Raw genomic sequence first — 14,372 nt, 5'->3', positions numbered from 1 at the left:
GCGTCAGTGCTGCGCGGGCGCCTCGGAGGGCGTCGACGCCGCGTGCAGGATGGTCCAGGCCTCGAGGGCCGCGACCATTTCTGCCTGCTTCTTGCTCGTGCCGGAGCCGGAGGAGACGACCTCGTCGCCCACGGTGATCGTGGCGTGGAAGCGCTTGGAGTGATCGGGGCCGGTGTCGGTGACCGCGTACGCCGGGGCGCCGCGTCCGAGTCGGGCCACGAGCTCCTGCAGGCTCGTCTTGGGATCCATCGCAGCGCCGAAGCGTTCTGGGTTGGTGAGAAGTGGCCTGATCAAACGGAGAACGAAGGCGGTCGCTTCATCCGCTCCCGCATCCAGGTACACGGCACCAATGACTGCCTCGACCGTGTCCGCGAGGATGGACGACTTGTCGTTGCCGCCGGTGAGGATCTCACCGCGTCCGAGACGGATGTGCTCGCCGAGGCCGATGGAGCGGGCAACTTCCGCGAGGGCGACGCTCGAGACGAGGCTGGCGCGGCGCTTGGCCAGCTCGCCCTCGTCGAGGTCGGGGTTCTCGCGGTACAGCATGACCGTGACGGCCTGCCCGAGGATCGAGTCTCCGAGAAACTCGAGTCGCTCGTTGTGCCCGATGCCGCCGTTTTCGTACGCGAACGACCGGTGGGTCAGCGCCTGCTCCAGCAGAGCGGGGCTGACTTCGACGCCGAGCGCGCGCGCCAAATCGGCCCGGCTGGCTTCAGTTCCAGACACGGGCCGACTCGGAGAAGAATGTGCGGGGACTATACGTCCGCGACCTTACGACCCTTGTACTCCATGTACAGGGGCGTTCCGGTGGAGTCCTCGACGACCTTCGCGCGGTGCGGGAGGCTGTACGTCGTCTTGCCGTTCTCAACGGTCTTCACCAGGGTCGGCGCGGTGGCCTTCCACTGCGCGCGGCGCATGCGGGTGCTTGCACGGGACATCTTGCGCTTCGGTACGGCCATGGTTATCTCTTTTCTTCCGTGGCACTGCTCGCAGTGCCATCAATGTCTTCGGTGGTGGCCTCGGTCAGGGCTCCGAGTCCGGCAAGTCCGGCCCATCGAGGATCGATGGGCGCTTCGTGCTCGTGACCCGGGTTGTCGAGAAGGCGTGCCCCACACTGCGGGCACAAGCCAAGGCAATCTTCCTGACAGACCGGTTGAAACGGAAGTGACAACACAACCGCATCCCTGACCAACGGTTCGAGATCCACGTGATCATCAGAAACCGTGTAATCAAAAGCTTCGTCGACAGAATACGCGAAAAGCTCCGCAAATTCGACCTCGACAGGCACACTCACGTCAATGAGGCAACGAACGCACTCACCTTCGGCGTCCGCGTCGACCCTTCCGGTGACGAGAATTCCGTCGTGGAGCGACTCGAGACGCACGTCTACGCGCATCTCCGCACCCTTTTTGATCCCGATGACGGCATTGCCGAATCCCTCGGGCACGGTGATATCGAGGGTACGCTCGCGCATCTCACCCGGACGGTGGATCAGATCGAACACCGGGGTGGTATATGGGGTGGGGGTGAAGTGTGACACAACCGTCTATCTTATGCGGTGATGGGGGTTCCCCGCAGGACACGGCCCGAATTGCCCCTCGCCGGCCCTTCTCCGGTTCGCCAGATAAGGAACTCCCGCCGTTGCGGGCCCAGATCCTCCTCATCTGGGACGAAAACAGCGAAACGTCCGAATGTAGCGAAATACGGTACGGGCGGATGCCCCGGCGGACGCACACGGCGGATGGCCCGGGCGGACGCACACGGCGGATCACCCGGGGCAGGACCGGTCGGGACGGGCGGCCCGGGCAGGCGGATGCCGCCCCGGGCGGGACGCGCCGCGCGGCGGGAGGCCCGGCCCGGGACGGCGGTCCGGTGGCTAGAGGGTGGCCTCCAGGGCCGTGAAGGCCTCGTCGTAGATGGCGAGGGCCGAGGTGGTCTCGTCCGGCGTCACGACACACGGCGGCACGACGTGCAGTCGGTTATCCGCGGTGAACGGGAGGAGTCCGCGGGCCATCAGCTGCTTCTTCAGCTCGAGGATGACACCGCCGGAAACGGGCTGACGGGTCTGCGGGTCATCCACCAGGTCCAACGCCCAGAAGACGCCGACGCCGCGCACCTCGCCGATGATCGGGTGCTTGGCCTTCAGCGCCGCGAGACCCGGGGCGAGGTAGTCGCGGCCGATCATGCGGGCGTTGTCGACGATTCCCTCGGACTCCATGGCGTCGAGCGCCCCAACGATCGAGGCCATCGCGAGCGGGTGGCCGGAGTAGGTGAGCCCGCCGGGGAAGACCTCGGTCTCGAACGCATTGGCGATCGACTCGGAGATGACGACACCACCGGTGGGAACGTAGCCGGAGTTGACTCCCTTGGCGAAGGTGATGAGGTCGGGCACGACCGGGCCGTCCTCGTCCGCGAAGCCCTGCCAGGCGAACCACTCCCCCGTGCGGCCGAAGCCACACATGACCTCGTCGAAGATGAGGACGATGCCGTACTTGTCCGCCAGCTCGCGCACTCCGCGCAGGTAGCCGGGCGGCGGCACGAGAACGCCGGCGGTGCCGGGAATGGTCTCGATGAGGATGGCGGCGATCGACGAGGACCCTTCTGACTGGATGACCCGCTCCAGGTGGTGCAGTGCGCGAGCGCTCTCCTCCTCCGGCGTCGTCGACCAGAACTCGGAGCGATAGGCGAACGGACCGAAGAAGTGCACATGGCCCCGCGCGTACTGATTGGGCACGCGGCGCCAGTCGCCGGTCGCGACCACCGCGGCGCCGGTGTTGCCGTGGTAGCTGCGGTAGGTGGAGAGCACCGTGTCGCGGCCGGTAGTGAGGCGGGCCATGCGGATCGCGTTCTCGTTGGCATCCGCACCACCGTTGGTGAAGAAGACCTTGCCGAAGTGACCACCGGCGCGCGCCAGGATGCGGCTGGCCGCCTCACCGCGGGCGAGGTTCGCGTGTGCGGGGGCCACGGTCGTCAGCAGGTCGGCCTGCGCCTTGATGGCGTTGACGACCGCGGGGTGCTGGTGGCCGATGTTCGTGTTGACCAGCTGGCTCGAGAAGTCGAGGTAGTGCTTGCCATCAAAGTCCCAGACCGTGCTTCCGGACCCGCCTGCGATGGCGAACGGGGTGAGGTTTCCCTGTGCACTCCAGGAGTGAAAGACGTGAGCACGGTCCATCGCGAGCGCGTGGGCCCCGTCGGCGGGAGTCGTACCGCCGAGGAAGGCGGGATTCACAGTGGTCATCGGGGATCCTTTGGTGCGATAGCTGAGGTGCAGTTGGGGGTGGAGCGGAGGCCGCACGAGGCAGCCTCCGCTCACATTACGCGCGGCAGTTGTTACTTGCCGCCCTCTTTCAGTTCGACGGTTGTGGGAGTCCAGCTGGCGCCCATGACGTCGACGTTCTCGTCCTTCAGTTCCTTCAGCGCCTTGTCGACGTACTCGTTCGAGTACGCGGTGTCCGGCGGGGTGGCGGTGACGATGGTCTGGCCGGTGTCATTCTTCGTCGCCTTCGCGATGTCGACCGTCTGGTCCCACGCGCTGGGGATGATCTCGCCGATGCCCGCGGTGGATGGCCAGATCAGCTTGTTGACCTCGTTGGTCATCCACAGCTGGTGGCTCGTGCCGAGCGTTGACCCGGCGGCCGTGACGATGCTCGCGGCCTCCGTGGGGTTATCCCGCACGTAGACCCAGCCCTTGATGGACGCCTTGATGAACTTGACGGTCTGCGCGTCATAGGCGTCGTCCTTGAGCTTCTCGGTGTCGGCCCAGATGGCGTCCTGGAGCATGGCCGTGCCCTCGTCGTTCCAGTTGATGACGTTGAGGTCGTCCGGCGTGTAGAGCTTGCCGGTGTCGGGGTTCACCGTCTCGAGAACCTGCGCGTACTCGTTGTACGTCATCGCCTGGGCGGCGTCGATGTCCCCGGCGAGAAAGCCCTTCATGTCAAAGGCCTGCTGCACGAGCTTGATGCCGCTCGTGGTGTCGATTCCCGCCTTCTGCATGCCGGCGAAGAGTTCCCACTCATTGCCGAAGCCCCAGCTGCCGACCTTCTTGCCCTTGAGGTCGGCGGCAGTGGTGATGTTCTTGTCCTTGAACGAGATCTGGGTCGTGCCGCTGCGCTCGAAGATCTGCGCGACGTCGGTGACATTGACGCCCTGCTCGATCGATCCGAGCACCTTCGGCACCCAGGAGATGGCGTAGTCAGCATCGCCGCTGGCGACCGACTTAATCGGAACGGTGTCGGCTCCCGCCTCTTTAATGGTGACGTCGAGGCCCTCGTCCTTGTAGTACCCCTGCGACACGGCGGCGTAGTAGCCGGCGAACTGCGCTTGGGCCAGCCACTGCAGCTGCAGGGTCACCGGCGTCAGTCCGCCGTCAGAGCTCGTGGTGGTGGGGCTGGAACTGCTGCAACCACTCAGAACCAGTCCGGTGGCTACTGCCATCGCACTGATGCCGAGAACGAAACGTGTGCTGTGCTTCATTGTGCTTCCTCCTTGGTGCTCTCTTCGGGGGGGTGATTCGCCGAACCGCCTCACGGCCGTCGGACGTCAGGACAGAGAAGGCCTGTGCCTCGTTGCCAGCTTCTCCAGGGCGAGGGTGACCATGTAGAAGACGAGCCCGAGCAGAATCGCTCCGAGCACGAATGCGTAGGCCAGCGTGTAGTTGCTGTAGGAGGCTGCCGACGTGATCGACTTCGCGAGGCCGTCGATCGGACCTCCGAAGTATTCGGCGATCAGGGCGGAGATAACGGCGAGGGATGACGCGATCCGCAGTCCCGTGAAGATGAAGGGCACGGCTCCCGGCAGTGTGACGGTGCGGGTGACCTGCCACGACGACACCGCGTACGCGCGCATGAGATCCCGGTGCACGGGTTTTACCTGACGCAGCCCCCGCAGCGAGTTGACGTAGACGGGGATAAAGACGGCGAGCGCCGCGATCAACTGACGCGCGGTCTCCGCCCCGGCACCAAACATTGTGTAGAGCACCGGCGCGAGGGCGACGATGGGGACGACGGATGCCGCGGTGATGACCGGAAGGCCGATCTCGTCGAAGACGCGGGCGAGCGCGGAGATGATGGCCGCGATGATTCCCGTCACGGCGCCGAGGATGAGTCCGATCAGCGCGTTGAATCCGGTGACGCGGGTTCCCGCCCACACCGTGTCGAACGCTTTCGTGAACTGGCCTCCGATGTTGATCGGGCTGGGCAGAACGTAGGGCTTGATCCCCAGGACCACGACAGCGACCTGCCAGATCACGAGCACGGCGAGACCGAAAATCACCGGCGCGAGAATGGCGCGCGTGCGCGAGGTCGATGTCCTCATCGGGTCTCCACACCGCGAGCAGCAGACGCACCCGCTGCCCCTCCGGCAGGTGTGCCGTGCAGTGCTTCGCGCACTGCGCTGACGGCCGCGAAGAATCCCACGGCCTCGCGCAGGTCGTCGTCACGATCTTCCGCGGCGCCGAGGGCAACGGGGATGACATCTACGATGCGTCCCGGCCGCGGCGACATCACGACGACGCGGTCGGAGAGGAAGACCGCTTCCGGAATCGAGTGGGTGACGAAGACCACGGCCGCTCCGGTCTCCGCGCAGATGCGAACGAGCTCGTTCTGCATGCGCTCACGCGTCATCTCGTCGAGGGCTCCGAACGGTTCATCCATCAGCAGCAGCTTGGGGCTCTCGGCGAGCGACCGGGCGATCGCCACCCGCTGCTGCATTCCGCCGGAGAGTTGCTCGGGGTAGCGGTCCGCGAAGTCGGTGAGCCCCACCAGTTCGAGAAGCTCGGCAGCGCGGGCCTTGCGGGCCGTCTTGCCGGTGCCGTGAAGCTCGAGAGGCAGCTCGATGTTGCCGGCGACAGTGCGCCAGGGAAGCAGGCCCGCCTGCTGGAAGGCGATGCCGTAGTCCTGATCGACGCGGGCTTGCCGTGCCGACTTGCCGAAGACGGTGACGCTGCCGGTGGTGGGCTGGTCAAGGTCGGCGATCAGCCGAAGCAGGGTGCTCTTGCCGCAGCCGCTGGGGCCGATGAGGGAGACGAACTCCCCGGGTGCCACGCTCAGGTCGATGGTGTCCAGCGCTATGACCTGGGCGCCCTTGGCGACGGTGAAGATCTTCGTGGCGCCAACCACGTCCACGGCGGTCGCGGTCGAACCGGCGGCCATTACCGCAACATCAGAACTTCTCACGCGGTCACTTCTCCTCTGCGGTAACGCTTCAATACGAGCCCGAGAAGGGCGACAACGCCGGCGGCGATCAGCCCGATGGCGACAGCCCCGAAGATCGGAGCCCACGGTTTTCCCGGGTCACCGCTTGCGGTGCTCGCGTACTCCACCATCATTCGGCCAACACCACCGCTGAGCCCGATGGATACTTCGGCGACCACTGTTCCGATCACCGCGTTGGCCGCCGCGAGTCGAAGGGCGGGAATCAGGTAGGGAACGCTCGCCGGCAGTCGCAGGCGCAGCAGCGTCTTCCACCAGCCGACCGCGTACGTGCGCATCAGTTCCATGTGCGCCTTCTCGGGTGACTCGAGTCCCCGCAGCGCGCCGATCGAGACGGGGAAGAACGCAAGGTACGAGGCGATGACGGCGACAGACATCCAGTCCTGCCAGCGGGATTCGCCGAATCTGATCTGCGATCCCCACCCGCTCACGAGCGGCGCGATGGCGATCAGTGGCACGGTCTGGCTGAGCACGATCCACGGCAGCAGCGCCGACTCCGCCGTGCGGAACCGTTGCATGAGGATAGCGAGCAGCATGCCGACGACGACACCAATGATCCATCCGACGGCGGCGATTCCGAGGGTGAATCCCGCCGCCTTCACGACCGCTTCCCATAGCGCCGGGGAGCCGGCGGCCGAGGTGACCGGCTCGCCGAGGCGCGTCCACATCGTGACGAGATGCGGCATCGCGAGGTCGCTCGTACGGGGAAGGACGGTGAGGCCGTTGACCACGACTCCGTCCGCGGGTCCGAGCGCCTTGTAGCCTTCCCAGGCCACGCCGAGGAGTACGACGCCAGCGACGCCGAGCAGGATCGGACGGGCTCGGGTCATGCTTTCGCCGTAATGTGCTCGCGCATCGCGGGGATGACCGTCTCGCCATACACGCGCAGTGTCTCTTCTTTGTTGTCGTGCTGGAGATACCCGGCGAACTGGTCGACGCCGAGCTCCTTGAGAGCCTTGAGCTTCTCGATGTGCTGGTCTGCGGTACCGAGGATGCAGAAACGGTCGACGATTTCGTCGGGAACGAAGTTCGTGTGCGTATTACCCGCCCGGCCATGCTCGTTGTAGTCGTAGCCCTCGCGTCCCTTGATGTAGTCGGTCAACGCGGTGGGTACGGCCGAACCCTCGCCGTACTTGGCGACGATATCGGCGACGTGGTTGCCGACCATTCCGCCGAACCAGCGGTTCTGGTCGCGCATGTGCTCCCAGTCCGAACCGATGTACATCGGCGCCGCCACGCAGAACTTGATGGCCATCGGATCACGGCCCACCTTTTCCGCCGCATCCCGCACCGTCTTGATCATCCACTCTGCGACATCGAGGTCCGCCATCTGCAGGATGAACCCGTCGCCGACCTCACCCGTGAGTTTGAGCGCCAGTGGGCCGTACGCTGCCACCCACACGTCGAGCGTGGACCCGGTGCTCCAGGGAAACTGCAGTGTCGCGCCGTTGTACTCGACTGCCCGGCTGTTGGCGAGCTCGCGGATGACGTGGATCGACTCGCGCAGCGTCTTCAGCGTTGTCGGGGCACCGTTGGTCACCCGCACGGCGGAGTCTCCCCGCCCGATGCCCATGATGGTGCGATTGCCGAACATTTCGTTGAGCGTCGCGTAGGTGGATGCGGTGACGGTCCAATCGCGCGTGGCGGGGTTGGTGACCATGGGTCCAACGATCACGCGTTGGGTCTGGCTGAGGATCTGGCTGTAGATGACGTACGGCTCCTGCCAGAGGAGGTGGGAGTCGAATGTCCACACGTGGCTGAAGCCGTGCTGCTCGGCGAGCTTCGCCAACGCGATGGTGCGGGAGGCGGGCGGGTTGGTCTGGAGTACTGCTCCGAAGTCCATGTGTCTCTCTCTAGATCAGGTACTGGCTGAGGCCGCGCCGGAAGTACTTGCCGTCGCCCTTGGTGCCGACGTACTCGTTGTTATCGACGACGACCTTGCCGCGGGAGATCACCGTGTCGACGTGGCCGTCGATCTCGAAGCCCTCGTAGGCGGAGTAGTCCATGTTCATGTGGTGGGTCTTGCCGACACCGATCGACGTGTGACCGTTGGGGTCGTAGACCACCACATCGCCATCGGCACCGGGCTGGATGACGCCCTTCTTGCCGTACATGCCAAACATGCGGGCGGGAGTGGTCGATGTCAGTTCGACCCAGCGGGGAAGGCTGATCTGGCCGTCCACGACACCCTGGTACATGAGGTCCATTCGGTGCTCGACGGAGCCGATTCCGTTGGGGATCTTGGAGAAGTCCGTGAGCCCCATGTCCTTCTGGCCCTTCATGCAGAACGGGCAGTGGTCGGTGGAGACCATCTGGATATCGTTGGTGCGCAGCGCCTGCCACATGTGGTGCTGGTGACCCTCCGCCCGGGACCGCAGCGGCGTCGAACAGACCCACTTGGCTCCCTCGAAGTCACCCCACTCCTCTCCCTTCGCCCCGAGCTGTTCCTCGAGCGACAGGTAGAGGTACTGCGGGCAGGTCTCGCCAAACACGTTCTTGCCGTTGTCGCGGGCGGTCATGATCTGGTCGACGGCCTGCTTGGCGGAGACGTGCACCACATACAGCGGCGCCCCGGTGAGGTCGGCCAGCATGATCGCGCGGTGGGTCGCTTCCTCTTCCGCCTGCCATGGCCGGGTGAGACCGTGGTTGTAGGGAGAGGTGTTGCCGGCCTCGATGGCCTGCTGCACGAGGAGGTCAATGACGCTGCCGTTCTCTGCGTGCATCATCATCAGTGCGCCGTTGCTTGCCCCCTTCTGCATCGCCTTCACGATCTGGCCATCATCGGACAGGAAGACACCCTTGTAGGCCATGAAAAGCTTGAAGCTCGTCACTCCCTCGTCGATCAGTTCGTCCATTGCGGTGAGCGAGGAGTCCTGCACGTCCGACAGGATCTGGTGGAATCCGTAGTCGATGGCACAATTGCCGGCGGCCTTCGCCTGCCACGCGTTGTAGCGCTCGACGGGATTCTCGCCCGGGTACTGCACGACGAAGTCAACGATGCTCGTCGTCCCGCCCCACGCGGCCGCCCGGGTGCCCGTCTCGAAGGTGTCGCTGGCGAAGGTGCCACCGAACGGCATCTCCATGTGGGTGTGCGCGTCGATCCCGCCCGGGATGACGTACTTTCCCTGGGCATCGATCACCGTGTCGACGCTCGATTCGAGGTCGAACCCGAGCAGGGTCGACCCGGGAGCAAGCACCGCGGCGATTGTCTCGCCGTCGATCAGCACGTCCGCGTACCCCGTGCCCGTTGAGTTAACAACGAGACCGTTCTTGATCAGAGTCTTCATCGACCTGGGCTCCTTGGTCTCGTGTTACGGCTTCGGGATGGACGTGTAGGACTCCGGACGACGGTCGCGGTAGAACTGCCAGTCGTCACGCACCTGGCGGATCATGTCGAGGTTGAGGTCGCGGATCAGGATTTCTTCCACCTCGCCGCTGCCGTAACCACCGATGACGTTGCCCTGCGGATCGACGAACTGGCTGTTGCCGTAGAAGGTGACGGCGTCATCGCCGTATTCGTTGTCCTCCCGGCCGACGCGGTTCGGCGCCGCCACGAAGTATCCATTGGCGCCGGCGGCAGCGGGCTGCTCGATCTCCCAGAGACGGTTGGACAGGCCTGGCTTCGTGGCGTTGGGGTTGAAAACGATCTGCGCACCGTTAAGGCCAAGCTCGCGCCATCCCTCGGGAAAATGACGGTCGTAACAGATGTACACGCCGATGGGACCGACAGCGGTGTTGAAGACCGGGTAGCCCAGGTTGCCGGGGCGGAAGTAGAACTTCTCCCAGAACTTGTCGAGGTGCGGGATGTGGTGCTTGCGGTACTTGCCGAGGATCGTGCCGTCGGAGTCGACGACGACGGCGGTGTTGTAATACACGCCCGGCATGTCCTCCTCGTAGATGGGAAGCACCATCACAAGGTTCAATTCTTTGGCCAGGGCAGCGAAGCGCTGAACGATGGGACCGTCCGCGGGCTCCGCGTAGGCGTAATACTTCTTGTCCTCGGTGATCCCGAAATAGGGGCCATAGAACAGCTCCTGGAAACAAATGATCTGGGCGCCATCGGCCGCAGCATCACGCGCGAACTGCTCGTGCTTGGCGACCATCGATTCTTTATCGCCCGTCCAGGTTGTCTGGGTTATCGCTGCTCGAACTACGGCCATGGGATTACCTCCGAAGGGACTACGTTTTGTTATTATTCGCCGTAAACATTTCTCTTACGTTTTACGTTTATGACGCGTTCGTAAAACCTAACGGGGGTTCACGTGAAGTCGATAGCCCTCGAAGTCGAGGACGCGTCACCCAGCGGCATCGCCGGGGCCATCGCCCGGCTGATCACTTCGGGCGATCTCGCGCCGGGTGACAGGCTGCCCACGGTGCGGGAACTCGCGGCCGATCTCGGCGTGAGTCCGGCCACCGTCAGCCACGCGTGGCAGGCGCTCGCGAGCGTGGGACTGATCGTGTCCCGTGGCCGCAGCGGGTCGTTCGTTCGCGCGGCACCGTCGACCTGGCTGCCGCCCCGTTCGCGAAATCTCGCGGGCCAGCCGGGCGCACGCCTCGACCTGTCGACCGGAACGCCGGACCCCGCGCTGCTGCCGAACCTGGGGCCGGCCCTGTCACGGGTGTCGAGCCGCGCGGGAACCTCGAGCTACCTCGACTCCCCCGTCCTGCCCGAGCTCGAGGCGATGCTGCGCGAGTCGTGGCCGTATCCGGTTGACGCAATCACCGTGGTGGATGGCGCGCTGGACGCGATATCCCGCGCGCTCGACCTGCTGCTGCGCTACGGCGATCGTGTCGTGGTCGAGAACCCCGGATTCCCGCCGATCTTCGACCTTCTTGAGCACTATGGGATCGAGAAGATCGCGGTGGGAATCGACGAAGAGGGGATGCTCCCGCGGGAGCTGTCCGCGGCGCTCACGCGATCGCCCGCCGTCATCGTGCTGCAACCCCGCAGCCAGAACCCAGCGGGGGTCTCGATGACGGAGGAGCGCGCGAAGGAGCTCGCCCGGGTCATCCGCTCGAGCAGAACCGCACAGAAGACGATCGTGATCGAGGACGATCACTCCGGGGAGATCAGCACCAAACCACAGGTCAGCCTCGGCACGTACCTGCCGGAGAGGGTGCTGCACGTGCGGAGTTTCTCGAAGTCTCACGGCCCCGACCTGCGGATCGGAGCGCTGGGCGGACCCACGGAGTTGGTCGATCGCATCGTGGCCCGGCGACTGCTCGGCCCCGGCTGGACGTCGCGCATGCTGCAGACGATTCTGTACGACTTGATGACGGATGCCTCGACGGTGGCGGCCATCGACGTGGCGCGCGTCACCTACGGCCAGAGGCAGCACGCGTTGTCCGCGGCACTCGCGGCCGCCGGGGTGTGCACGCGGGTGCCGGACGGCGTCAACCTGTGGCTTCCCGTCGACGACGAACGCGCGGCAGTTGTGCAGTTGGCGGCGGCAGGCATCCGGGTGGCCGCCGGCACCGCGTTTCTCGCCGCGCAGGCGCCGGCCGGGGGCAGACGACCGGCCGCGGCCGATGACGGAGGCGCGGCGGTCAGCGAACTGACCCGCGGAGGGCAGTTCATCCGGGTGACGGCGGGGCTCGTCCGGGACGATTTTGCGTCGGTCGGGGCCCTTCTTGCGGCCTCGACCCGCGCATGAGCAATATATTTCTTTATTGATTTTGCCCCGGATTTCCGCGGATTTTCGCCCTGGGGTGGAACGGTCATTCGGCGCTGTAACGCTGGCGTGACGCCCACGTAACGGGGGCGTCAAGAAAATGGCTCTCGAACGAACCTAGGAGCATCCATGTCACGTACCTTCGCCTCGCACGCAGACAGCACAGCAACGTCCGGCACTCCCCCGCTTCGACGTTTTCTCTACTTCTTCGGGGCGATCCTCCTCGGTCTCTTCCTCGTCGTGGGCGGCGGTGGAACAGGAACCGCATTTGCCGTGACAGCTCCTGCCATCAACCAGTGCAACGCTGCGGATGCCGGAGGCGGAACGGGCACTCGCTGTGACGTCACCGTCCTCAACACTCTCGACCTCGCGACGGGCGTCGGCAGCTCCGTCGTCACCGTCGTCGACTGCCACGGCGCGGCCAACTTCGCTCCGGCATGTCCGACCACCACAACCACGTACCCCCAGGTCGTTACCTCCGTCACCCAGTGCAACGGCACGGGCGCGGATGGCTCGACGCTCGTCTGCAACGTGAACATCACGAACACCATCACGGGCGTCACCACCGTGGGTAACGCCACGGTCAACCAGTGCGTAGGTTCCGGCGCCGGCGGACCCGCAACTCCGCTGGACTGCAACCCGTTGCAGAGCACCACCGGCGCGACAGTCACCCAGTGCAACGGCTCGGTCAACGGCGGCGGCGCCGACGGCCAGGTTCACTGCACCGTCGGGGCATCCACCGTCAGCCCCGGCCTCCCCATCACCGTCAACCAGTGCAACGGCTCGGTCAACGGCGGCGGCTCGACCGCCGACTGCGCGACGACGATCACCACGCGCGTTCTCGCCGCTGTCGTGACGCCGGTTCCGTCGAACACGCCCACCGCCACTCCGTCGGCAACGCCCAGTACCACGCCGAGCGCCACGCCCTCGGCGACTGCCGCTCCGACTCCGCCGACCAGCTCCGCCAGCCCCACCGCCCCGACTCCCGGTACCGACACGGGTAACGGCACCGGCGAGGCAACGCCCGGCATCACCACTGACACGCTCGCCGAGACCGGCTGGGACAACCCGGGCCTCCTCATCGGCGGACTGTCGCTCCTGCTCGTCGGTGGAATCCTCGTTCTCACGCGGGCAGTACCTAAGCTTCGGGCCGGCAACAGCCAGAAGTAACCCCATACACGTCCACGGGAATGTGAGGGGTTAGTCCCCGTGGATAGGGTCCGATGGGGTGGGTTCCTCGGATCTTGCGGGATGTTCGGAGGGTCGGGTCCCTTCGAACTTCCCGCATGCACGGCCATCTAGAACAAGGATTGTCAGAAATATCGCAATTGGGCGATAAAGTGGCACCACGGTTCTGGGGGTGGTCGTCATGATGGTGCTCGTCGAGCGGTGGAGTCTCCTCATCGTGCGTGAGGCCCTCGCTGGTGCGAGCCGGTTTCCGGAGTTCCAGTCACGACTGAACGTCGATCCCAATCTGCTGGCCTCGCGACTCGATGACCTCATCAGCTTCGGAGTGATGACCGTCGATACGAATCCGGCCCACCCCGAGGCATCCGAATATCTCCTGACGGCCAAGGGCCGCGACCTCCGCTCCGCGATTGACGAGTTCCAGGCCTGGAGCGCGCGCTGGGCCGAGGCGATCTCTGCGCCCGATACCCCCTCGCTGTTCCCCACTCCCGTGGCCCCGCGCCGCACGCTCGCCCTCGCGCTCGCGCCCGAGCTGCCGGACGCCATCGTCACGACGCTCCCCATCGTCATCGAGATCTCGGTGCTCGGAACCTTTGCGCTGCGCGTCGGCGGCCAGGAGGTCGGACCGCTGTCCGTCGGGTCGCAGCGGCTGCTCGTGTTTCTCGCGCTCAACGACAGGTCGGTCGGACGAGCCGCGATGGCCGGTCGCATGTGGCCGGATGCCACGGACGAGAAGGCCGGCATCAGCTTGCGCTCCGCGCTGTCCCGCCTCGACGCGGCCACCCGTGACGCGATTCTCGTGGCATCGGCAGGACTGCGTCTCGCCGAGACCGTGATCGTCGACCTCCGGGGAGCCCAGGCCCTCGCCCGCCGGCTGCTGCAGGCCGACAGCGAGCTGACCCCCGAGGATCTGGGCCCGCACGCCCTGGCCGCTCTTTCGTCTGAACTTCTTCCCGACTGGTACGACGACTGGGTCGTGGGTGAGGCCGAAGACTGGCGGCAGCTGCGGCTTAACGCCCTCGAGGCGCTGGCCGCGCTGCTGACCGACGCCGGCCGCCTCGCCGATGCTGCCGGCGCAGCGCGCGCCGCGATGAAGGTCGAGCCGCTGCGCGAGAGCGCCAACACCGCCCTCATCCGCGTGCATTTGGCCGAGGGCAATCAGTCGGAGGCGCTGCGCGTGTACGACCGCTACCGCGAACTGCTCTCCCTCGCGCTCGGACTGGAGCCGACCGAGTTGCTCACCGACCTCATCACCCGCATTAACAACCGCCAGGCCTCGATGTAGGCACGCCGTGGCGACCCA

14 protein-coding genes are annotated in these 14,372 nt (G+C 65.6%); 3 read left to right on the top strand and 11 right to left on the bottom strand.

Annotated features, from left to right (window positions below; all coding sequences use genetic code 11):
* Positions 1-3 precede the first annotated feature (3 nt).
* The 11 genes from rnc to HB677_RS11175 form a co-directional block, all read right to left on the bottom strand.
* Positions 4-726, bottom strand: coding sequence for a ribonuclease III (gene rnc, locus HB677_RS11225; RefSeq protein WP_213815795.1), 723 nt, complete (start codon positions 724-726; stop codon positions 4-6).
* Between the two features lie 29 nt (positions 727-755).
* Positions 756-959 (bottom strand): 50S ribosomal protein L32, encoded by a 204-nt coding sequence (gene rpmF / locus HB677_RS11220; protein ID WP_131415693.1) that lies wholly within the window; start codon positions 957-959, stop codon positions 756-758.
* Between the two features lie 2 nt (positions 960-961).
* Complete coding sequence (locus HB677_RS11215) at positions 962-1,540, bottom strand: YceD family protein (RefSeq protein WP_213815794.1); 579 nt, start codon at positions 1,538-1,540, stop codon at positions 962-964.
* Positions 1,541-1,876: 336 nt separating this feature from the next.
* Positions 1,877-3,238, bottom strand: coding sequence for an aspartate aminotransferase family protein (locus HB677_RS11210; RefSeq protein ID WP_213815793.1), 1,362 nt, complete (start codon positions 3,236-3,238; stop codon positions 1,877-1,879).
* Positions 3,239-3,330: 92 nt separating this feature from the next.
* Positions 3,331-4,473 (bottom strand): ABC transporter substrate-binding protein, encoded by a 1,143-nt coding sequence (locus tag HB677_RS11205; RefSeq protein ID WP_213815792.1) that lies wholly within the window; start codon positions 4,471-4,473, stop codon positions 3,331-3,333.
* Between the two features lie 66 nt (positions 4,474-4,539).
* Entirely contained in the window at positions 4,540-5,313 is a 774-nt protein-coding gene (locus tag HB677_RS11200; protein ID WP_213815791.1) for an ABC transporter permease, read from the bottom strand.
* Positions 5,310-6,149: an ABC transporter ATP-binding protein gene (locus HB677_RS11195; protein ID WP_213815850.1), complete on the bottom strand. Its 840-nt coding sequence runs from the start codon at positions 6,147-6,149 to the stop codon at positions 5,310-5,312. Before HB677_RS11195 ends, HB677_RS11200 begins: the two co-directional genes overlap by 4 nt.
* A gap of 20 nt (positions 6,150-6,169) precedes the next feature.
* Positions 6,170-7,039 carry an ABC transporter permease gene (locus HB677_RS11190; protein ID WP_213815790.1) on the bottom strand — a complete coding sequence of 290 codons (870 nt, stop codon included), beginning with the start codon at positions 7,037-7,039 and terminating at the stop codon, positions 6,170-6,172.
* On the bottom strand, positions 7,036-8,052 hold the full coding sequence (locus tag HB677_RS11185; protein ID WP_213815789.1) for a TIGR03842 family LLM class F420-dependent oxidoreductase: 1,017 nt from the start codon (positions 8,050-8,052) through the stop codon (positions 7,036-7,038). The genes HB677_RS11190 and HB677_RS11185 overlap by 4 nt, the downstream gene beginning before the upstream one ends.
* A 10-nt stretch (positions 8,053-8,062) precedes the next feature.
* Positions 8,063-9,496 (bottom strand): dihydropyrimidinase, encoded by a 1,434-nt coding sequence (gene hydA / locus HB677_RS11180; RefSeq protein WP_213815788.1) that lies wholly within the window; start codon positions 9,494-9,496, stop codon positions 8,063-8,065.
* Between the two features lie 24 nt (positions 9,497-9,520).
* Positions 9,521-10,369, bottom strand: coding sequence for a nitrilase-related carbon-nitrogen hydrolase (locus tag HB677_RS11175; RefSeq protein WP_213815787.1), 849 nt, complete (start codon positions 10,367-10,369; stop codon positions 9,521-9,523).
* A gap of 102 nt (positions 10,370-10,471) precedes the next feature.
* Here HB677_RS11175 and HB677_RS11170 point away from each other — a divergent pair, with 102 nt between their 5' ends.
* From HB677_RS11170 to HB677_RS11160, 3 genes are all read left to right on the top strand, one after another.
* Complete coding sequence (locus HB677_RS11170; protein ID WP_213815786.1) at positions 10,472-11,863, top strand: PLP-dependent aminotransferase family protein; 1,392 nt, start codon at positions 10,472-10,474, stop codon at positions 11,861-11,863.
* Positions 11,864-12,010: 147 nt separating this feature from the next.
* Positions 12,011-13,051 (top strand): hypothetical protein, encoded by a 1,041-nt coding sequence (locus HB677_RS11165; protein WP_213815785.1) that lies wholly within the window; start codon positions 12,011-12,013, stop codon positions 13,049-13,051.
* 199 nt (positions 13,052-13,250) lie between these two features.
* The gene (locus tag HB677_RS11160; protein WP_213815784.1) at positions 13,251-14,354 is read left to right on the top strand and encodes a BTAD domain-containing putative transcriptional regulator; all 1,104 of its coding nucleotides are present in this window, start codon (positions 13,251-13,253) and stop codon (positions 14,352-14,354) included.
* Positions 14,355-14,372 lie beyond the last annotated feature (18 nt).

Source organism: Glaciihabitans sp. dw_435 (assembly GCF_018449675.1).
GTDB lineage: Bacteria > Actinomycetota > Actinomycetes > Actinomycetales > Microbacteriaceae > Glaciihabitans.
This window is presented reverse-complemented; position numbering and strand designations above follow the sequence as displayed.

Coding starts and splice junctions, on each gene's coding strand:
- rpmF (WP_131415693.1), bottom strand. CDS start 959: ATGGCCGTACCGAAGCGCAAGATGTCCCGTGCAAGCACCCGCATGCGC.
- HB677_RS11210 (WP_213815793.1), bottom strand. CDS start 3,238: ATGACCACTGTGAATCCCGCCTTCCTCGGCGGTACGACTCCCGCCGAC.
- HB677_RS11205 (WP_213815792.1), bottom strand. CDS start 4,473: ATGAAGCACAGCACACGTTTCGTTCTCGGCATCAGTGCGATGGCAGTA.
- HB677_RS11200 (WP_213815791.1), bottom strand. CDS start 5,313: ATGAGGACATCGACCTCGCGCACGCGCGCCATTCTCGCGCCGGTGATT.
- HB677_RS11195 (WP_213815850.1), bottom strand. CDS start 6,149: ATGGCCGCCGGTTCGACCGCGACCGCCGTGGACGTGGTTGGCGCCACG.
- HB677_RS11190 (WP_213815790.1), bottom strand. CDS start 7,039: ATGACCCGAGCCCGTCCGATCCTGCTCGGCGTCGCTGGCGTCGTACTC.
- HB677_RS11185 (WP_213815789.1), bottom strand. CDS start 8,052: ATGGACTTCGGAGCAGTACTCCAGACCAACCCGCCCGCCTCCCGCACC.
- hydA (WP_213815788.1), bottom strand. CDS start 9,496: ATGAAGACTCTGATCAAGAACGGTCTCGTTGTTAACTCAACGGGCACG.
- HB677_RS11175 (WP_213815787.1), bottom strand. CDS start 10,369: ATGGCCGTAGTTCGAGCAGCGATAACCCAGACAACCTGGACGGGCGAT.
- HB677_RS11165 (WP_213815785.1), top strand. CDS start 12,011: ATGTCACGTACCTTCGCCTCGCACGCAGACAGCACAGCAACGTCCGGC.
- HB677_RS11160 (WP_213815784.1), top strand. CDS start 13,251: ATGATGGTGCTCGTCGAGCGGTGGAGTCTCCTCATCGTGCGTGAGGCC.